16 protein-coding genes are annotated in these 20,371 nt (G+C 72.3%); 10 read left to right on the top strand and 6 right to left on the bottom strand.

Translation table 11 applies throughout. The features are described from left to right. Positions 1–239 precede the first annotated feature (239 nt). From GTY56_RS02845 to GTY56_RS02815, 7 genes are all read left to right on the top strand, one after another. Complete coding sequence (locus GTY56_RS02845; RefSeq protein ID WP_161362125.1) at positions 240–1,691, top strand: GlnX family signal transduction membrane protein; 1,452 nt, start codon at positions 240–242, stop codon at positions 1,689–1,691. 68 nt (positions 1,692–1,759) lie between these two features. Further along, positions 1,760–2,740 carry a glutamate ABC transporter substrate-binding protein gene (locus GTY56_RS02840; protein WP_161362129.1) on the top strand — a complete coding sequence of 327 codons (981 nt, stop codon included), beginning with the start codon at positions 1,760–1,762 and terminating at the stop codon, positions 2,738–2,740. A gap of 67 nt (positions 2,741–2,807) precedes the next feature. Continuing rightward, complete coding sequence (locus GTY56_RS02835) at positions 2,808–4,142, top strand: coiled-coil domain-containing protein (protein ID WP_161362123.1); 1,335 nt, start codon at positions 2,808–2,810, stop codon at positions 4,140–4,142. A 17-nt stretch (positions 4,143–4,159) separates the two neighbouring features. Then, the gene (locus tag GTY56_RS02830) at positions 4,160–6,724 is read left to right on the top strand and encodes a serine/threonine-protein kinase (protein WP_161362127.1); all 2,565 of its coding nucleotides are present in this window, start codon (positions 4,160–4,162) and stop codon (positions 6,722–6,724) included. Positions 6,725–6,727: 3 nt separating this feature from the next. After that, positions 6,728–8,143: a PP2C family protein-serine/threonine phosphatase gene (locus GTY56_RS02825; RefSeq protein WP_202509653.1), complete on the top strand. Its 1,416-nt coding sequence runs from the start codon at positions 6,728–6,730 to the stop codon at positions 8,141–8,143. Positions 8,144–8,242: 99 nt separating this feature from the next. Then, positions 8,243–9,589, top strand: a complete 1,347-nt coding sequence (locus tag GTY56_RS02820; RefSeq protein WP_161362119.1) for a vWA domain-containing protein — start codon at positions 8,243–8,245, stop codon at positions 9,587–9,589. 32 nt (positions 9,590–9,621) lie between these two features. Continuing rightward, a complete protein-coding gene (locus tag GTY56_RS02815; protein WP_161362117.1) occupies positions 9,622–11,088 on the top strand; it encodes an FHA domain-containing protein in 1,467 nt (488 codons plus the stop codon). An 18-nt stretch (positions 11,089–11,106) separates the two neighbouring features. Here the strand turns inward: GTY56_RS02815 and GTY56_RS02810 are convergent, their stop codons facing one another. Beyond that, positions 11,107–12,090, bottom strand: a complete 984-nt coding sequence (locus GTY56_RS02810) for a methyltransferase domain-containing protein (RefSeq protein WP_161362115.1) — start codon at positions 12,088–12,090, stop codon at positions 11,107–11,109. Between the two features lie 79 nt (positions 12,091–12,169). On the opposite strand from GTY56_RS02810, the gene GTY56_RS02805 reads away from it, so the two are divergent. Beyond that, on the top strand, positions 12,170–12,583 hold the full coding sequence (locus GTY56_RS02805) for a globin (protein ID WP_161362113.1): 414 nt from the start codon (positions 12,170–12,172) through the stop codon (positions 12,581–12,583). Between the two features lie 18 nt (positions 12,584–12,601). Here GTY56_RS02805 and GTY56_RS02800 read toward each other — a convergent pair whose 3' ends face one another. Genes GTY56_RS02800 through ettA form a run of 3 tightly spaced genes read right to left on the bottom strand, consistent with a single transcriptional unit; the run spans position 12,602 to position 15,351 of the window. Further along, entirely contained in the window at positions 12,602–13,270 is a 669-nt protein-coding gene (locus GTY56_RS02800) for a DUF8010 domain-containing protein (RefSeq protein ID WP_161362111.1), read from the bottom strand. Further along, positions 13,267–13,680, bottom strand: coding sequence for an acyl-CoA thioesterase (locus GTY56_RS02795; RefSeq protein ID WP_033314185.1), 414 nt, complete (start codon positions 13,678–13,680; stop codon positions 13,267–13,269). The genes GTY56_RS02800 and GTY56_RS02795 overlap by 4 nt, the downstream gene beginning before the upstream one ends. A 6-nt stretch (positions 13,681–13,686) precedes the next feature. After that, positions 13,687–15,351, bottom strand: coding sequence for an energy-dependent translational throttle protein EttA (gene ettA / locus GTY56_RS02790; RefSeq protein WP_161362108.1), 1,665 nt, complete (start codon positions 15,349–15,351; stop codon positions 13,687–13,689). Positions 15,352–15,853: 502 nt separating this feature from the next. Here ettA and GTY56_RS02785 point away from each other — a divergent pair. Beyond that, a complete protein-coding gene (locus GTY56_RS02785; protein WP_161362104.1) occupies positions 15,854–16,810 on the top strand; it encodes a helix-turn-helix domain-containing protein in 957 nt (318 codons plus the stop codon). A 131-nt stretch (positions 16,811–16,941) separates the two neighbouring features. Continuing rightward, positions 16,942–17,940 carry a type I glyceraldehyde-3-phosphate dehydrogenase gene (gene gap, locus GTY56_RS02780; protein WP_161362102.1) on the top strand — a complete coding sequence of 333 codons (999 nt, stop codon included), beginning with the start codon at positions 16,942–16,944 and terminating at the stop codon, positions 17,938–17,940. A gap of 53 nt (positions 17,941–17,993) precedes the next feature. Here gap and GTY56_RS02775 read toward each other — a convergent pair whose 3' ends face one another. After that, the gene (locus tag GTY56_RS02775; protein WP_161362100.1) at positions 17,994–19,403 is read right to left on the bottom strand and encodes a Cys-Gln thioester bond-forming surface protein; all 1,410 of its coding nucleotides are present in this window, start codon (positions 19,401–19,403) and stop codon (positions 17,994–17,996) included. A 283-nt stretch (positions 19,404–19,686) separates the two neighbouring features. Continuing rightward, entirely contained in the window at positions 19,687–20,163 is a 477-nt protein-coding gene (locus tag GTY56_RS02770; protein WP_161362097.1) for a single-stranded DNA-binding protein, read from the bottom strand. Positions 20,164–20,371 lie beyond the last annotated feature (208 nt).

The following is a 20,371-nucleotide window of genomic DNA, read 5'->3' as shown; positions in this document are numbered from 1 at the left end:
CCTTAAGGCACTGGGGGAGGCACGCATGCCCGCAGGCGGCGCGGGCCCGCACCCCCACCACCGGGGAACCGAACCACCTCCCCGTACGTGTTCCTGGGCAAGGGGGGTGCGAGGGGTGGTGCAAGGGGGCGCGGCCCGCGCTCCACGCTGCGATCCGATCAAGATCGAGGCAAGGCCGGTGCGGATGTCAGTCCCGGCAGCGATACTTGCGGCGACGGATGACCATGGGGGAGGTCACAGTGACGTACACGCCGAAGAGCAGCCCGCCACCACCAGGCCCGGGCCTGCCCGTCCTGCCGGCGGTCCCGGCTCAGGCGGCGCCCCCGGCCCGGCCCCCCGAGAACACCCCGGCACCCGCGTCGCCCCCTGCGGCGCCCCGCCGCACCGCCTTCGCCGAAGGGCTCGACCAGCTCCGCACCGCCGCCACCACCGAACCCGGCCGTCTGCGCATCATCGGCGCCCTCCTCGCCCTCCTCGTCATCGCCTTCGGCGCCGTCACCGCCTGGCAGATGACCGACCGCGCGGCCGCCGCCGACGACGTCCTCACCCGCAGCCAGCCCCTCAGTTCGGACGCCGCCGACATCTACCGCTCCCTCGCGGACGCCAACACCGCCGCCTCCAGCGGCTTCCTCGCCGGCGGCCAGGAGTCGGCCGCCACCCGCGACCGCTACGAGCGGGACATCCGCACGGCCGCCGAGAAGCTCGTCAACGCCGCCGCCAACGCCGAACCGGGCTCCCCCTCGACGGCGACGATCGCCGAACTCAACAGACTCCTCCCGCAGTACAAGGGCCTGGTGGAGCGCGCCCGCACGTACAACCGCCAGGGCTTCCCCGTCGGCGGCGCCTACCTGCGCTACGCCAACGAGAAGATGCAGAAGGAGATGCTCCCGGCGGCGGAGGACCTCTACAAGAAGGAGAACCAGCGCCTCGGCGCGGACTACGCCGACGCCACGCCCTACCCCTGGGCCGCCATCGCCCTCGGCGTCGCCGCCCTGGCCGCCCTGGCGTGGGCCCAGCACCGCAACTACCAGCGGACGAACAGGGTCCTGAACCACGGCCTGGTGGCCGCCACGGCCACGGCCACGGTCGTCCTCCTCTGGCTGGTCGTCGGCCACACCGTCGCCCGCGCGGGCCTGGACGACTCCTACGACCACGGCGTCCGCTCCCTGAACGTCCTGCACGACGCGCGCATCGCCTCCCTCAAGGCCCGGGGCAACGAGAACCTGACCCTGGTGGCCCGCGGCGCCGAGACGAAGAAGGTCGGCGAAGACACCTACGACGCCTACGACTACGACTTCGGCCAGGACATCAAGGCCCTGGCCGCACACCTGGCGGCGGCGGAGAAGCTCGCCGACGACACCTCGGGCGAGCGCCCCGTCACCGCCGCCGTGGGCAACATGACGGAGTGGAAGAAGCGCCACTCCGCGGCCCGCGAGCAGGACGAGAACGGCAACTACCAGCAGGCGCTGGACCGCGTCATCGGCAGCAAGAACGCGACGGGCGAGTGCTTCGACAGCGTCGACGAGAACCTGCGCACGGCACTGGCGCACGAGGAGACGGAGTTCAAGCGCGCGGCCGGCGACGGCCGCGACGCGCTGACGGGCATGCCGGCCGGCGCGGCCGTACTGGCGGTGCTGGGCGCCGCGGGTTCGGTCCTGGGCATCGGCCGCAGGCTGTCGGAGTACCGGTGAACGGGCCGGGGGCGAAGGGAGGAACGACCGTGCGAGACGCGCTCAGGGGCTGGGGCGGAGTGACCGCGATGGCAGTCGTGTGCGCCCTGGTGGCGCTGGTGGCCCTCTGCCTGCCGCTCACCACGGACACGACGTCCGCCCAGAACACCACCGTCACCACCCAGACGGCCGGGACCGCGGCGGAAGAGGACTGCGAGGCCCCCGAGAAGCAGACCCTCTCCCCCTCATCCGCCGACGGCGACACCATCCGGGCGATCAAGAACCGCGAGGGCGAGAAGCGCAAACTGATCGTCGGCGTCGACCAGAACAGCTACCGCTGGGGCTACCGCAATCCCAACAGCGGCAAGACCGCCGAGCTCGAAGGCTTCGACATCGACCTGGTCCACCGCATCGCCGAGGAGATACTCGGTGACCCGAACGCCGTGCAGTTCAAGGCGATCCCCACCGACCAGCGCATCCCCGCCATCAAGGACGGCCGCGTGGACATGGTCGTCCGTACGATGACGATCAACTGCGACCGCATCGCCGACGTCGCCTTCTCCGCGCCCTACTTCAAGACGGGTCAGCAGGTCCTGGCCCCGAAGTCCTCCCCCGTCAAGGGTTATGACGACACGCTCGCCGGCCGCAGGATCTGCACGGCGGCGGGCTCCACCGCGTACTCCACGCTGGAGGCGGACAAGAAGGACGGCGACCTCCCGGCCAGTACCGACATCTCCACCACCGTGCCGAACCAACTCGACTGCCTGGTGCGGCTCCAGCTCGGCGAGGTCGACGCCGTGGTCACCGACGGCGCGCTCGCGGCGAGCCAGGCGGCACAGGATCCGACGGTCCAGCTCAAGGGCGACGCCTTCACTGCCGAGTACTACGGCGTGGCGATGAAGAAGGACGCGGGCGACCTGGTACGCCGGGTCAACCAGATCCTGGTGGACTACCGCAAGGACACGGCGGACGGCTGGCAGGCGTCGTACGACCAATGGCTGTCGGCAACACTGGGCAAGGATGCGAAGAAGTCGGAGCCACCGGCACCGCAGTACCTCCGCACGAGCTGACGACCGGTAGGCAACCGGACGACAACGGGAAGAACCCCGACGGGCACTACGCAGCGAGAGGTGATCGATGGGCGTCACGGGACCCACCGGGCCGGTGATGGACCGGGACGAGGTGGACCGTGCGCTGGCGCGGCTCGGCGCGGAGCACGAGGCGATCGAGACCTCGCTCCTCGCCCTTCAGGACCACGCGGGCCGCAGACTCCTGGAGGGCGCCGAGCTCACCGGCGTCACCCAGGAGCGCTGGACGGCCACGGAGGCGTCGATCACGCTGCTGTGGACGTACTTCGACGCGTACACCGACGCGCTGCGCTCCGCCCGCGACATCCGCTCCCGCCGCCGCTGGTCCAGCCGCGAGGACCTGGTGGAGCTGACGGAACTGCTGACCGGCGACTCGGTCACCGTCGCGGGCAGCGCCACGGCGACGGCCAACGCCCCCACGCTGCACGGCAGTCCGACGAAACTCAGCGAGCGCTACTCGCTGGCGACTCTCGTCGACCGGATGAACGAGCTGTACGCGACGAGCCTGGACATGGTGGTCGCGGCGGACGCGGTCTGGTCGGCCCTGCCGGCCCGGATCGACCTGCTCGCGGCGGAACTCCAGCGCACCCGGCGGCTGGCGCACTCGGTCGGTGTCCGCCCCGGCGAGCACCCCGCGGGCGACGACCTGGAGCGCATCACGCGGATACTGACGAAGCTGCGCGAGCAGGTCGTCTCGGACCCGCTGGCGTTCTGGGTCGCCGCGGAGGGCAGTTCGGCGCCGGGCGGCGGCCGGCCGGACACGACGGTGTACGACCGCGAGGCGCGCGCCCTGGACGACGTGCGCCGTGAGATCGACGCCGTACTGACCGTCCGGCAGGACGCCGAGAAGCGGATCGTGAAGCTGCGGGACCTCCTCAGCCGCGCGGACCGCACGCTGGCCGAGGCGCGCACGGCACGCGGCGAGGTGCTGGCGAAGATCGCGGCGACGGAGGTGCCGGTCGTCAGCGGCCCGCCGACCGTGCTCCAGGAGCAGGTCGCGGCAGCGGTCGAGTACCGCAGGCAGGCGCAGTGGCACCGGTTGTCCCCGCTGCTGGAGTCGCTGGAGCAGAAGGCCGAGGACGAACTGCTGCGCGCCCGCGAGTCGTTGACTGCGGTCACCGCCCCGCTGGCGGTCCGTGCCGAGCTGCGCGGCCGGCTGGACGCGTACAGGGCGAAGGTCGCCCGGCACGGCCTCGCGGAGGACACGCTGCTGGTGGAGCGGTACGAGAAGGCGCGCCGCATGCTGTGGAGCGCCCCGTGCGACCTGCGCGCCGCCGAGCAGGCGGTGCTGCGGTACCAGCACGCGGCCGCGGAGCTGCTCGGTGGCGCGCGGGTGCCGGGGCAGGGCGTGCCGGAGGACGACCGGAGGGGGCCGGGCGCATGAGCGACGAGGGGGAGTCCATGAGTCAGGCACCGCAGGAGCCGGCCGGCGCGCCACCGCGCACCTGTCAGCGCCCCGCCTGCGAGGGCACGTACGAGGACGTGGGCGGCGGGGAGCTGTACTGCGACACCTGTGGTCTGGCCCCGGTCGTCGCGGCCGGTGGTCCCCGCTCCGGGGACGGCACGGTCGGTTCGCCCCCCACCGGCATCACCGCCGGCGGCAGGGGTGGCTCCCGCGGCTCCGCTGGCAGTGGCGGTTCCCGCTCCAGCGGCCGCAGTTCGCGGACGTCGTCGCAGTCGTCGAAGTCGCGCCGCTCGGTGTCGGGGCGCCTGTCGCGGTCCCTGTCGGGCAGGTCGACGGGCCGCTCGGTGTCGGTGCGCAGCTCCGGTTCGACCGCCGGTTCGGGGTCGCGGGGCCGGCTGGGGGCCGGTCTGGTGCAGGTGCCGCCGATCCCGCGGCCCGACCCGCGCGAGATGGTTCTGGACAACCCCGAGGTGCCCGAGCGGAAGCGGTTCTGCTCGCGCTCCGACTGCGGCGCCCCGGTGGGCCGGGCGCGCGGCGACCGGCCGGGCCGTACGGAGGGTTTCTGCACGAAGTGCGGTCACCCGTATTCGTTCGTGCCGAAGCTGAGGGCCGGGGACGTGGTGCACGGCCAGTACGAGGTGGTCGGCTGCCTGGCGCACGGCGGGCTGGGCTGGATCTACCTCGCCGTCGACCGGGCGGTCTCGGACCGCTGGGTGGTCCTCAAGGGCCTGCTGGACACGGGTGACCAGGACGCGATGGCGGCGGCGATCTCCGAGCGGCGCTTCCTCGCCGAGATCGAGCACGCCAACATCGTGCGGATCTACAACTTCGTGGAGCACCTGGACCAGCGCACGGGTTCGCTCGACGGCTACATCGTCATGGAGTACGTCGGCGGCAAGTCCCTGAAGGAGATCGCCAACGCCCGCCGCACCGCCCAGGGCAGGCGCGACCCGCTGCCGGTGGAGCAGGCCTGCGCGTACGGCATCGAGGCGCTGGAGGCGCTCGGGCACCTGCACAGCCGGAACCTGCTCTACTGCGACTTCAAGGTCGACAACGCGATCCAGACCGAGGACCAGCTGAAGCTGATCGACATGGGCGCGGTGCGCAGGATGGACGACGAGGAGTCGGCCATCTACGGCACGGTCGGCTACCAGGCCCCCGAGGTGGCCGAGGCGGGCCCGTCGGTGGCGAGCGACCTGTACACGGTCGCGCGCACCCTCGCCGTCCTGACCTTCGACTTCCAGGGCTACACGAACGTCTACGCCGACTCCCTGCCCGACCCGGACCACATCGAGGTGTTCCGGCAGTACGAGTCGTTCTACCGGCTCCTGGTCCGTGCCACCGACCCCGACCCGGCCCGCCGGTTCGCCTCCGCGCAGGAGATGACCGAGCAGCTGACGGGTGTGCTGCGGGAGGTCGTCTCCCTCCAGACGGGCCGCGCCCGCCCGGCCCTGTCCACGCTGTTCGGGCCGGAACTGCGGGTGACGGACACGGAGTTGTTCCCGAGGCTGGACGGCGAGGTGTCCCGACTGGGGGCCCGGGTGGTGCGGGCCCGGGCTCGTGCCGGCGCTCCCGCCGCCTTGCCCGATCCGCAGCGGCCCGGGCCCGCGCACAGCCTCGTCAAGCCCGTCGACACCGCCTCCGCCGCGTTCGCCCTGCCCGTCCCGCGTGTCGACCCGACCGACCCCAACGCCGGTTTCCTCGCGGGGTTGATGACCTCGGCGCCCGCGGAACTGCTCGGCGCCCTGGCCGCCGCCCCGGCCCCGTCGATCGAGACCCGGCTGCGGCAGATCCGGGCCCTGCTGGAGACCGGCGATCCGGCCGCGGCCTCGCAGGCACTGGTCGCGCTGGAGGGCGAACGGCCCGACGACTGGCGGGTGGTCTGGTACCGGGGCGTGGCCGCGCTGGTCACGGGCGACGACGAGGGCGCCGCGCTGGCCTTCGACGCCATCTACGACGCCTTCCCGGGTGAGATCGCGCCCAAGCTGGCGCTGGGCCTGTGCGCGGAGGTGCTGGGCCAGCTCGACAACGCCGCCGAGTACTACCGGCTGGTGTGGTCGGCCGACCCGAGCTATGTGAGCGCCGCGTTCGGCCTGGCCCGCGTCCAGCTGGCGACCGGGGACCGGCACGGCGCCGTCCGGACGCTGGAGTCGGTCCCGGAGTCCTCCATCCACTACACGGCCGCCCGGGTTGCGGCCGTGCGGGCGCGGCTGCGGCAGCGCACGGCGAGCGCCTCCGACGCGGCCTTCCTGGGGGATCTGACGGCGGCCGCCGCGCAGGTCGAGGCGCTGGAGGCGTACGGTCTGGATCCGGCGCGGCGCGAACAGTTGTCGGCCGAAGTCCTCGGATGCGCGCTGGACTGGGTACTCTCCGGGGGCCAGGGTTCCGCCCCTCCCGCCGCCGGAGGACGGACGCTGCTCGGCAGCGGCCTGGACGAGCGGGGCCTGCGTTTCGGTCTGGAACGCTCGTACCGCACGCTGGCCCGGCTGGCGCGGGGCGGCGAGGAGAGGATCGACCTGGTGGAACGTGCCAATCGTTACCGCCCCCGGACGTGGGTGTAGTTGATGTCGCAGATGCCCCAGTTGTCCGCCTGCCCGAGTTGCGAGGAACCCCTCGAATCGGGTGACCGTTTCTGCGGCGCGTGCGGATACGACCTGTCCGCCGTGCCGGAACGGCCGCAGGACAACCCCACCATCACCATGAACGGCTCGGTGCCCGGACAGGGCGCCCCGGCCGGCGAGTATCCCGAGCACCCGTCGGCGCCCCCCGCCGGCACGGCCTGGCCCGCCCCCGGTCCGGACGGCACGGGAGCCCCGGAGGCGGTGCACCTGCCGACGGACCTGCCGGGCACGGATTCGGGCGGCTCGGCCCTGCCCCCTCAGGCACCCCCGCCGCCGGGCGCCCCGCCGGCCGCGGCCGCGGGCGTGCGGTTCGACCGGCCGCGGCAGCCCGACGGGGCTGCGGTGTCGCCGGAGATCTACCAGACACAGCCCGACGAGTACCTCCTCCAGGCGCCGGACCCCCGGGTGTCCGCCGAGCCGGCGGCCCGGGCCGCGGGCACCGGCGGCAAGGTCTGCGTCGCCTGCCGGGCCGGCCGCGTGGACGACGACGGCTACTGCGAGAACTGCGGCCACGCCCAGCCGCGCGAACGGGACCACATGGAGCAGGAGTCCGGCCCCCTGGCCGCGGTCAGCGACCGCGGTCTGCGCCACCACCGCAACGAGGACGCGTTCGCCATCGGCACCACCACGCTGCCCGACGGCTCCCCCGCCTCCGTCGCGATCGTCTGCGACGGCGTCTCCTCGGCGACCCGCCCCGACGACGCCTCGGCGGCGGCGTCAAAGGCGGCGGGCGAGACGCTGCTGGCGGCCCTGCCGCGCGGCACGCACCCGCAGCAGGCGATGCACGACGCGATCCTCGCCGCCTCGCGCGCGGTCAACTCGCTCGCGGCGGAGCCCGCCACGGCCCTGGAGCAGGCCCCCCACCAGAACGCCCCCGCCTGCACGATCGTCGGCGCCGTGGTGACGTCCGGCCTCCTGATCGTCGGCTGGGTCGGCGACAGCCGCGCCTACTGGGTCCCGGTCGACCGCAGCGCTCCCCCCGCCCGGCTCACCGAGGACGACTCCTGGGCCGCGCAGATGGTCGCCGCGGGCCTGATGAACGAGGCCGAGGCCTACGCCGACGAGCGCGCCCACGCGATCACCGGCTGGCTCGGCGCGGACGCCTACGAACTGGAGCCGCACACCGCCGCGTTTAAGCCGGACCGGCCCGGCGTGGTCGTGGTCTGCACCGACGGGCTGTGGAACTACGCGGAGGCGGCCGAGGAGATGGCCCGCGTCGTCCCGCTCGACGCGGCCACGCATCCGCTGCACAGCGCCCGGGTGCTCGTCGGCCACGCCCTGGACGGCGGGGGCCACGACAACGTAACAGTGGCGCTCGTGCCGTTCCCGGCGGTGCCCCAGGGGGCAGGATCGGCCTGAGGCCACGTACGGGGACGCCTCGGCGGACCGGAGGGGACCGGTCCGCCTACCGTCATCACCCCGCCGCGGCGGGGGCTTTGGAGGGGGATCGAAGCAGGCATGGCCAATTTCTCGAAGTCGAACGTGCCCCAGTTCTCGGTGGACGTGTACCAGAACGAGTACCTGCCGGAGGGCGCCGGCGAGGTCAACGCCATCGTCACGGTGACGGCGACCGGCGGCGGCACGATCGGCAGCGCCGTCGCGGCGCCTCACCTCTACTCGCCCGGCCAGGGCCCGTCCGCGGCCGTGGCGATCATGGTCGACTGCTCCGGGTCGATGGACTACCCGCCGACCAAGATGCGCAACGCCCGCGACGCCACGGCCGCGGCGATCGACACCCTGCGCGACGGCGTGCACTTCGCGGTGATCGGCGGGACGCACGTGGCGAAGGAGGTCTACCCGGGCGGCGGGCGCGTCGTGGTCGCCGACGCCACCACCCGCGAGCAGGCCAAGCAGGCCCTGCGCTCACTGAGCGCGGGCGGCGGCACGGCCATCGGCACCTGGCTGAAACTGGCCGACCGCCTGCTGTCGTCCGCGGACGTCGCGATCCGGCACGGCATCCTGCTCACCGACGGCCGCAACGAGCACGAGTCGCCCCAGGACCTGAAGGCCGCGCTCGACACGTGCGCCGGACGCTTCACGTGTGACGCGCGCGGGGTGGGCACGGACTGGGAAGTGAAAGAAGTCACAGGGATCGCCTCCGCCCTGCTCGGCACCGCCGACATCGTCGCCGATCCGGCCGCGCTCGCCGCCGACTTCACGCGGATGATGGAGACGGCGATGGGCAAGGAGGTCGCGGACGTCTCGCTGCGTCTGTGGACCCCGGTCGGCACGACCGTGAAGTTCGTCAAGCAGGTCGCGCCGACGGTGGAGGACCTGACCGGCCGGCGCACCGAGGCGGGCCCGCGCGCCGGCGACTACCCCCTCGGTTCCTGGGGAGACGAGTCCCGTGACTACCACGTCTGCGTCGAGGTCCCGGTGGCGGGCATCGGTCAGGAGATGCTGGCGGGCCGGATCTCCCTGGTCATTCCGCAGCCCGACGGCAGCGTCCAGAACCTCGGCGCGCAGGGCCTGGTCCGGGCCGTGTGGACGGACGACATGGCCGCCTCGACGTCGATCAACCCTCAGGTCGCCCACTACACCGGGCAGGCCGAACTGGCCCAAGTCATCCAACAAGGGCTGGATCTTCGCAAGTCCGGAGATATGGACGGAGCAACGGCCAAACTGGGCCGGGCCGTTCAGCTCGCGAGTGCCTCCGGGAACGCGGATACTGCGAAACTGCTTGCGAAGGTGGTGGACGTGGTCGATGCCGCGACCGGTACTGTGCGACTGAAGGCGAAGGTCGCGGAGGCTGACGAGATGACGCTCGAAACCCGGTCCACGAAGACTGTTCGCGTGAAGAAGTGACCTAGAAGAGATCGAAGGAGGGACGCGCCGACATGCCGACCTGCCCGAACGGACACCAGTCGGGTTCCGACGACTGGTGCGAGGTCTGCGGTCACCGCATGGCGGGTGCCGTGCCTCCGCCTCCTCCCCCGCCGCCCCCGCCCGGCGGCTACGGCTTCCCGCCCCCGCCCGGCCAGGGTGGCCCGCAGGGCCCCGGCGGCCAGCCCGGTGGACGCCCGCCGCACCTGTCCGCCGTACCGAACGCCGAGCCGGAGCTCTGCCCGCAGTGCCGTACGCCCCGTGAGGGCGGCGCCCCGTTCTGCGAGGAGTGCCGGTGGAACTTCCTGACGAACACGGCGACGTCGTACACCCCCGCGGCCCCGCCGCCCGGCCCCGGCGTGCGTTTCCAGCCACCGGGCCGGCAGGGCCCGCCCGGCCCGTCGTACGGCGGCGGTGACTCCTACGAGTACCAGGGCTCGCGCCCGTCGCAGGTGAACCGCCCGGCGGAGCCGATCCCTCCGTTCGGCGGCGACCCCTCCGGCCGCCCCGGCCCGGGTGGCCCTGGCGGTCCCAGTGGCCCCGGTGGCCCCGGTGGCCCTCAGGGCGGTGGCTACGGCTACCCGCAGCCCGGCGGTGCCCCGACCTCGCCCGGCCCTGGCGGCCCCGGTGGCCCCGGTGGTCCCAGTGGCCCCGGTGGCCCTCAGGGCGGTGGCTACGGCTACCCGCAGCCCGGCGGTGCCCCGACCTCGCCCGGCCCTGGCGGCCCCGGCGGCCCCGGTGGCTTCGGCGGCCCTCCCGGCCCGGGTGGTCCCGGTGGCCCGGGTGGTCCCGGTGGCCCGGGTGGTCCCGGTGCTCCGCAGGCGTTCCACCAGTCCGGCCCGCCGGCCCCGCCCGGATTCCCGCAGGAGACCCAGCGGCCCCCGCACCAGGGCGGTCCGTCCTTCGGCGGCGGTGACGACGACTGGGTGATCTCCCCGCCGACGTCCGGCCCGGGAGGCCCCGGCGGCCCCGGCGGCCCCGGCCAGGGCGGCTACGGCTACCCGCAGCCCGGCGCGACGCAGGCCCCGCCCGGCCCCGGCGGCTTCCCGCAGCAGCCCCAGGCGCCGCAGGGACCGGCGACGTGGACCGCGACCATCGGCCCGGACCGCGAGTACTTCATGGCGATGATGCAGCGCTCCGGCCCCGAGGCCGCGGGCCTGAACCTGCCCGCGTACTCGCCCGAGCAGCAGCGCACGCTCACCGGCAACCAGCTCACGATCGGCCGCCGCCGGCACTCCACCGGCGACACCCCCGACATCGACCTGTCGACGCCGCCGGAGGACCCGGGCGTCTCGCACCAGCACGCGGTGCTGGTGCAGCAGCCGGACGGCAGCTGGGCGGTCGTCGACCAGAACTCGACGAACGGCACGACGGTCAACGGCTCGGACGAGCCGATCCAGCCCTTCGTCCCCGTACCGCTCCAGGACGGCGACCGGGTGCACGTGGGCGCCTGGACGACCATCACGATCCGCCGCGGCTGAACCGCCGGCGGCGCGGCGTCACGACGGGAGGGGCCAGGCGTACGGCCCCTCCGGGTCGTCCAGCCAGGCCCACTGCCTCTCGCCGCTCACAGTGACGCCGTAACGCTCGCGCTGCGGTCTGCCCTCCTGCTCCCACAGCGCGTGCGCCTCCTGCGGGTCGAGGCTGCCGCGGGTCAGAGCCAGCAGGAAGCGGAACAGGTCGTCCTCGCGGGCCCGGCGCGGCACCCCGCCCAGCTGGACCGGCTCGCCCCCGGGCCGGCCGGCTCCGCGCAGCGGCACGAAGTAGGCGGGCGTGTGCAGAAAGCGCCCCTCGGCGTGCCCGGCGTCCGTCACCGTCAGCAGGATCAGGCCGGTGGCGAGCGGCATGAGGATCCGGCCGCCGGGGCGGCTCTGGGCGACCCAGGCGGGCGGGACGCCACCCAGGGCGCAGGTGGCGATGATCCGGTCGAACGGGGCACGCTCCGGCACGCCCCGGGCGCCGTCGCCGGTGACGACGACCGGGTGGTACCCGGCGGCTGCCAGGTGCCGGCGGGCCGACTCGGTGATCTCCGGGTCGAGATCGACGGTGGTCACCTTGTCGTCGCCCAGCCGGTGTGCCAGCAGCGCCGCGTTGTAGCCGGTGCCGGCGCCGATCTCCAGGACCGTGTGGCCCTCCCCGACGCCCAGCGCGGCCAGCATGTCCGCCATCAGGGACGGCTGGCTGCTGGAGGACAGCAGCTCGCCGTCGCGCAGGCGGGTGGCCAGCGGGGTGTCCTCGTAGGCGCCCCGCATCCACCGCCCGCGTGCTTCCGGGTCGGTGCTCTCGCCCCAGCGGCGTTCGTAGCCGCCCGCGACACCGACGTAGTAGTACGGCACGAAGAGGTGCCGCGGGACCGTCGCGAAGGCCTCCCGCCAGCCCGGGTCGGCGTCCCAGGCCCCGCTCGCCTCGATCCGCCGCACCAGCGCCGCCCGCGCGGCGGCGGCGAGACCGTCGAGCTCCCTGCCGGGTGCGTAACCGCCCATGTCTCCACAGTAGGGGCAGGGCCCCGGCAGGAGGGGCGTGGTCCTAGGTCTTGAGTCCTATGCCGGGGCGTCTGAGACCATGGAGCGCGTGAATGAGATTCGGCGCGGCACGCTTCAGGAGCAGACCTTCTACGAGCAGGTCGGCGGGGAGGAGACCTTCCGTCGGCTCGTCCACCGTTTCTACCAGGGAGTCGCCGAGGACCCGCTGCTGCGGCCCATGTACCCCGAGGAGGACCTGGGCCCGGCCGAGGACCGCTTCGCGCTGTTCCTCATGCAGTACTGGGGCGGCCCCACGACGTACAGCGAGAACCGCGGCCACCCGCGGCTGCGGATGCGGCACGCGCCCTTCGCGGTCGACCGCGCGGCGCACGACGCCTGGCTGAAGCACATGCGGGTCGCCGTCGACGAACTCGGCCTGTCCGAGGAACACGAGCACACGCTGTGGAACTACCTGACGTACGCGGCGGCCTCCATGGTCAACACCGCGGGCTGACGGCCGTCGAGGCGCCGGTCAGCGCACGCTGACGTCCAGCGCCCCGAGCCCGGTACGTCGTACGGCGATGGATCCGTACGGCGTGCGCAGCCTCAGCCACGCGCCCGACGAGAACAGCCCGAGCGGCACCCCGGGCCGCAGGAAGCCCAGGGACTGCGCCGCGTGCACGGCCCGCACGGGCAGCCGGGTGTCCCCGACCGTGCGGGACCAGATGTCGCGTCCGATCCGGTCGAGCTCGGCCCGCGTCCGCTGCTCGGCGGGCAACTCCTGCGTACGGGAGCGGAACTCGGCGACGACCGCGGCGACGAGGGAGCGCAGGGCGTCCGGCGCCGGCAGCCCCGGCTCGGTGCGCCAGCCGCCACGGGGCGGCAGCACACCCGCCCACGGCGGCCCGGTCACCGCGCCCGGCACGACGACCGTGCCGGCCTTCTCGTCCACCGTCTCCAGGAACTCACCGGCGGACACGGTCACGTCCAGCGTGGCCTCCAGGCCCTTCTCGTACGGCTTCGCCAGCCGCACCGCCCGCACGGCGAGCACCTCGAAGGACGGGGGCCGTCCGAAGACGGCCAGTGCGGTGCCCGCGGCCTGCAGCCGCACCGCGGCCCCACGGTCGTAGTGGAGCAGCCGGGAGAGGAAGGCCGCGAGATCCGCCGCCTCCCCCTCGTCGGCGAGGTGGAGCACCGTCATGCCGCGACGGCCTCCTCCTCGGCGTCATCCGTGTACTCGCTGAGGAACTCCCGCTCCTCGGCGGTGATCCGGCGCGGGCGCTGGGCCTCGAAGTCGAACGGCACGATCACCGTCGAGGCCCGCACGTAGACCTGGTCGCCGTCCTTCACCTCGTAAGTGAGGGTGAAGGACGCGGCCCTGATCTCGGTGACCCACAGCTCGATGTCCACCGGGTGGTGCCGGTGGACGAGCTGCCGCTTGTAGTCGATCTCATGGCGTGCCACCACGGACCCCTGCTTGAAGTCCTTCTCCGGGCGGAACAGGAAGTCGATACGGGCTTCCTCCAGGTAGCGGAGGAACACCACGTTGTTGACGTGGCCGTACGCGTCCATGTCCGCCCAGCGCAGCGGGCAGCGGTAGATGTGCCGCAAGATCGATCAGCCCCGGGTCAGCTTCTTGTAGGTGGCGCGGTGCGGACGGGCGGCGTCCGGGCCGAGCCGCTCGACCTTGTTCTTCTCGTACGACTCGAAGTTGCCCTCGAACCAGAACCACTTGGACTCGCCCTCGTAGGCGAGGATGTGCGTGGCGACGCGGTCCAGGAACCACCGGTCGTGGGAGACGACCACGGCGCAGCCGGGGAACTCCAGCAGCGCGTTCTCCAGGCTGGAGAGGGTCTCGACGTCGAGGTCGTTGGTCGGCTCGTCGAGGAGCAGCAGGTTGCCGCCCTGCTTGAGGGTGAGTGCCAGGTTCAGGCGGTTGCGCTCACCACCGGAGAGCACGCCCGCCGGCTTCTGCTGGTCCGGCCCCTTGAACCCGAACGCGGAGACGTAGGCCCGCGACGGCATCTCGACCTGTCCGACGTTGATGTAGTCGAGCTCGTCGCTGACGACGGCCCACAGCGTCTTCTTCGGATCGATGTTCTCGCGGCTCTGGTCGACGTAGGAGATCTTGACGGTGTCGCCGACCTTGATGGCGCCGGAGTCCGGCTCCTCGATGCCCTGGATCATCTTGAACAGGGTGGTCTTGCCGGCGCCGTTCGGGCCGATGATCCCGACGATGCCGTTGCGCGGCAGCGTGAAGCTGAGGTCGTCAATGAGTAGCTTCTCGCCGAAGCCCTTGGTGAGGTTGTTGACCTCGACGACCACGTTGCCCAGGCGCGGGCCCGGCGGGATCTGGATCTCCTCGAAGTCCAGCTTCCGCATCTTGTCGGCCTCGGCGGCCATCTCCTCGTAGCGGGCCAGACGCGCCTTGGACTTGGCCTGGCGCCCCTTGGCGTTGGAGCGCACCCACTCCAGCTCTTCCTTGAGGCGCTTCTGCCGCTTGGCGTCCTTCTGCCCCTCGACCTTGAGGCGGGCGGCCTTGGTCTCCAGGTACTTGGAGTAGTTGCCCTCGTAGGGGTAGAGGCGACCGCGGTCGACCTCGCAGATCCACTGGGCGACGTTGTCGAGGAAGTACCGGTCGTGGGTGACCGCGACGACGGTGCCCGGGTACTTGGCCAGGTGCTGCTCCAGCCAGTTCACCGACTCGGCGTCGAGGTGGTTGGTGGGCTCGTCGAGCAGCAGCAGGTCGGGCTGTTCCAGCAGCAGCTTGCACAGCGCGACGCGGCGGCGCTCACCACCGGAGAGGTTGGTGACGGGCCAGTCGCCGGGCGGGCAGCCCAGGGCGTCCATGGCCTGCTCCAGCTGGGCGTCCAGGTCCCACGCGCCTGCGTGGTCGAGGTCCTCCTGGAGCTTGCCCATCTCCTCCATGAGCTCGTCGGTGTAGTCGGTCGCCATCTGCTCGGCGATCTCGTTGAACCGGTCGAGCTTCCCCTTGATCCCGGCGACGCCCTCCTGGACGTTCTCCAGGACGGTCTTGTCCTCGGTCAGCGGGGGCTCCTGGAGGAGGATGCCGACCGTGTAACCGGGCGTGAGGAAGGCGTCACCGTTGGACGGCTGCTCGATGCCGGCCATGATCTTCAGGATCGTCGACTTGCCGGCGCCGTTCGGGCCGACGACGCCGATCTTCGCTCCCGGGAGGAAGCTCGTCGTCACGTCGTCGAGGATCACCTTGTCGCCGTGCGCTTTGCGCGCCTTGCGCATGGTGTAAATGAACTCAGCCAAGAGAAACCGTCCGGCAGCTTGAAACTGGCAGTGGGCAGATACACCCCATCTTGCCGTACGGCTAGCCCTGGGTGGAAACGCGTATGGCGGGGCGGTCCTGACATGGGTCTTCGTGACCTACCTGGCGACCGAGAACCTGGTGTTCCCGAGCACGCGACGCCGCGACCCTACCCACGCTCGTCGAGCGGCGGAACATGTCCTGCGACTGCTGGGCCATCAGTCCGTCTGGTACACGAACATCAGTGACCTCTCGCCCCGAGCACGGGCATGGGGCCCCGGTCACCCGGCATACCTTCGATGGAGTCGTGGCCGGGACCGGCGGCACCTTCACAGTGGTGTTGCTCCAGGTCGGTGAGGACTGAGCCCCGCCGCAGAGGATCCCCCTCTTGCCGTACCGAGAGGCCCGGGTGAAAACCTCGGGGTGGGGGTGCTGACCTGGGAGTTCGTGAGGGTGGCTGGGCGAACCGGGTGGGAGCCCCCTGCTCCCTCGTACGCTGTCCCCGTGCCGTCCTCCCGCCTGCATCGTGTCGCCGTCCTCGTGCTCGTGGGGGCGAAGCCGCTCGACGTCGGCATTCCCGCGCAGGTGTTCACGACCCGCGCGAGCATGCCGTACGAGGTGCGCGTGTGCGGTGCGGCGCCCGGGCTCGTGACCGGCGGCGACGGTCTGTCGTACGACGTGGCACACGGGCTCGACGCGCTCGCGTGGGCCGACATCGTCTTCATCCCCGGCTACCGGTTCCCGGACCGCGACGATCCGCCGCGGGCCGTCGTCGACGCGCTGATCGCGGCGCACGCCCGGGGCGCCCGGCTCGCCGCCATCTCGACGGGTGCCTTCGCGCTCGCCGCCACGGGCCTGCTCGACGGCAGACGCGCCACGACGCACTGGCACTACTCCCGCGCGCTCGCGGCGAAGCATCCACTCGTCCGGATCGACGAGGACGTCCTGTTCGTGGACGAGGGCAGCGTCCTGACGTCGGCGGGCGCCGCCTCGGGCATCGACTTGTGCCTGCACATCCTGCGCGGCGACCTCGGAGTGGCCGCGTCGAACCACGCGGCCCGGCGCCTGGTCGCCGCCCCCTATCGCAGCGGCGGCCAAGCACAGTACGTGCCGCGCAGCGTGCCCGAGCCGCTGGGCGAGCGGTTCGCCGCCACCCGGGAGTGGGCGCTGCGCCGGCTCGGCAAGCCCCTCACCCTCGACGTGCTCGCGCGGCACGCGGCGGTCTCGCCCCGTACGTTGTCGCGGCGCTTCGTCGAGGACACGGGGTACACGCCCATGCAGTGGGTCATGCGCGCCCGTATCGACGTGGCCCGTGAGCTGCTGGAGCGTTCGGAACGGGGCGTGGAGCAGATCGCCGCCGACGTCGGTCTGGGCACCGGCGCGAATCTGCGGCTGCACTTCCAGCGCATCCTCGGCACCACCCCGAGCGAGTACCGGCGCACCTTCGCCCGAGGCGAGTAGCCCGCCGCCCCGTGGCCCTGTGGCCCTGTGGCGCGATCCTTTTGAACCGTGGCGATCACGCCGCTGTCCCGGGCGTCCGCCTGCCGCGACGCTGGTCGCGAACCGGAGAAACCGAAGGGACACCACCACTCATGACGCGCATCGCGATCAACGGATTCGGCCGCATCGGACGCAATGTGCTGCGCGCCCTGCTCGAACGCGACAGCGAGCTCGACATCGTCGCCGTCAACGACCTCACCGAGCCCGCGACCCTCGCCCGGCTGCTCGCCTACGACACGACGGCCGGCCGGCTCGGCCGCCCGGTGACCGCCGACGGGGACGCCCTCGTCGTCGACGGCCGTCGCATCAAGGTGCTCGCCGAGCGCGAGCCGGCGCAGCTGCCCTGGGCCGAACTCGGCGTCGACATCGTCCTCGAAGCCACCGGCCGATTCACCTCGGCCAAGGCCGCCCGTGCCCACCTCGACGCCGGCGCGAAGAAGGTGCTCGTCAGCGCACCGTCGGACGGCGCCGACGTCACGCTCGCGTTCGGGGTCAACACCGACGCGTACGACTCGGACGTGCACACGGTCGTCTCGAACGCCTCGTGCACGACCAACGCGCTCGCGCCGCTGGCCGCGGTGCTCGACGAGCTGGCGGGCATCGAGCACGGCTTCATGACCACGGTGCACGCCTACACGCAGGAGCAGAACCTGCAGGACGGTCCGCACCGCGATGCCCGTCGCGCCCGCGCTGCCGCCGTCAACATCGTGCCGACCACGACGGGTGCCGCCAAGGCGATCGGTCTCGTGCTGCCGAACCTCGACGGCAAGCTGTCGGGCGACTCGATCCGCGTGCCGGTTCCGGTGGGCTCGATCGTCGAGCTCAACACGACCGTCGCCCGGGACGTGACGCGCGACGACGTGCTGGCGGCCTACCGCGCCGCGGCGGAGGGCCCGCTCGCCGGCGTCCTCGAGTACTCCGAGGACCCGCTCGTGTCCGCCGACATCACGGGCAACCCGGCCTCGTCGATCTTCGACTCGGCCCTCACCCGCGTCGACGGCCGCCACATCAAGGTGGTCGCCTGGTACGACAACGAGTGGGGCTTCTCGAACCGCGTGATCGACACGCTCGAACTCCTCGGCCGGCGCTGACGGAGGGCGCAGGCGGAGGGCGGGAGCGGCCCGGGCGGCGCCGCCCGGCCGAATCACTCCCCCGCCGTGGCCTCCCTGCGCCGCAGCACGACCAGCGTCGTCCCGCCGATCACGACCAGGCCGATGGCGACGCCCACGATCACGGGGGTGATCTCCGAGCTGCCCGTTTCGGCGAGGTTGGTGTCGGTGGCGGTGCCGCCGACCGTCGCCGGGCTCGGTTCGCTGAGGGTCTGGGTGGTGGTGCCGGTGTCGCTGCCGCGCGTCCGGCAGTCCAGCATGCCGGTGAAGCGCTTCTCGAAGCCGCCCGGGCCGTTGATCGTGAAGTCGTAGGCCTGGTCCTCCTGGAGCGGCACCGTGACCGTGCGGGTCTCGCCGGCGGCGATGGTGTGCTCCAGACCGGCCAGTTCGAAGGTGAACGGCTCGTCGCCCTGGTTGGAGGCGATGATGTCGACGCCGCCCTCGGCGCAGTTCTCCGCCGCCGACAGCGCCGGGACCGGGCCCTGCTTCGCCCAGGTCGCCCCGGCCGTCGCGGACACCGTCGACTCGCTGGAGCCGGCCAGGATCTGCGTCTGGCTGCGGTTCTCGGAGGCGAAGGCCCGGCCGACCGGCACGGTCGTCGAGGCCTGCACGGTCAGGTCCGCCGTACCGGCTGCCGCGTCCTCGGGCACGTCGAAGAACACCTGCCCGCCGTCGGACGTGGTGGTGACGGTCTTGCCTTGCTTGTCGACGACCCGCACCCCGCTCGTGGCGGCGTCCGCGGGCGGGGTGACCGTCGCGCTGCCGGCGTTGGTGCGCACCGTCACCGGACCGATCCGCTCCCCCGGCCGGCCGGAGACGGCGGGGGGCTCCAGGGTGAGCGAGGCCCGGGGCTCGGGCAGATCGCGGGCGCTCTTCTCCAGGTGGTCCGCGAGCTGCTCGGCCTGCGGGTCGAGGGCCTCGACGGCCACGTGGTCCGAGTAGCGCCAGATCGCCACCTGGGTGCCGGCGGCCGCGTCCTGCTCGGTCAACGGGCCGCGCACGCCCGCCTTCCGCGCCAGCGTCGCGAGGTCGTTCACCTGCGGGTAGGAGTTCTGCAGGATCCAACGGATCTTGCCGGCGTCCTTGTTGGTGCCCAGAGACGTGCCGCTCCAGGGCGTCTCGTGGTACTTGGCGTCCCGCTGCGTGGGATTGTGGAGGTCGACGCAGTATGTCTGCAGCATGCCACCGCCGTCGACGGACATCTCGAACAGTCCTGCCGGGATCTCCTGGTCGCCGGTGCCGGCGTGTATCACTGCCGCGCCGTACGTCTTGAGGCCGCCTATCGTCGCGGCCGCTCCGCCCTGTCTCTGTGTCGTCTCGTCGGCGACCGCCCGGCCGGCACCGGCCAGACCGCCCGCGGCGACGAGCCCGGACACCACTGTCGCGGTGGCGAGACGGGTCGCCGCTCGCCTGCGTACGAACACCTCAGAGAACGAAGCAAACACCGAATTCCCCTTCGGGCAGGACCGTTGACGTGGGGGGACGGTCCCACCAGCAGAATCAGAGGCCTCACAGGACACAAGAGACCCGAGAACCATGTCCGGCATCCTAGGTACGCGGCGGACCTCGCCCGCCGGTCAGACGGTCGGACGAGTGATCCGACTCGGAATCGTTATCGCCAAGATCCCTGGTGGGCAGGGCTTATCGACAAATCCACCCCTCACCGTTCGGTGCGCACCGGACGATAAGCCGTAGTTCGGGCGGGCGGATGTCGATGAGTGATTGACGCTACGTCAATACGGGCGAGTCGGACCGCTGTTGGGCTGTGGGGTCCACCGGTCCTCCTGAACCCTGAGGCGGAGTATCCCAGTTGGGTTCCGGTTGGGTCGGCGCAAGTGCCGTTTCCGCCTTGCCGGTGCGCCTGAAGGCCGAGGTGCCCCAGGCGAGATCGTGTCCGATCGACACGGCGTCGATGTCCGCCGACGTCCAGCTCTGCCCCTCGCGTACGTCGGTTCGCACCTTCAGCCTGCCCTGCACGATCACGGGCTCGCCGACCGTCAGCGACGCCGCCGTGTTGGTGGCCAGCTGACGGTTGGCCCACACCGTGAAGAAGTTGGTGTGCCCGTCCGTCCACGTGTTCTTCTCGCGGTCCCAGTAGCGCGCGGTCACCGCCAGCCGGAACCTCGCCGACGGGCCGGACGCCATCTCCCGGTACACCGGCTGCGTCGCCACCCTGCCCACCGCGCAGACCATCGTCTCGTTCATCGCGAACCCTCCCTCGCCCGGCGTGCGGCAACGCACCGGGCCGACACGCGTACGGGCCCGTCCCGTACGGCTGTGTCTTCCAGACTGCCGTCGCCGGGCCGGGCCCGCTGAGCGCTGTGGATCACCGGGCGCCTGTGGATAACGCCGTCACCCAGACGGGGTGGGGTGGGTGGGGTGCAGTGGGGTGGTCATGAGGGTGGGGTGCAGT

The organism is Streptomyces sp. SID5643 (assembly GCF_009872555.1).
GTDB classification, from domain to species: Bacteria; Actinomycetota; Actinomycetes; order Streptomycetales; family Streptomycetaceae; genus Streptomyces; species Streptomyces iakyrus.
Note: the sequence above shows the minus strand (reverse complement) of the source record. Positions and strands in the feature narration are given on the sequence as shown.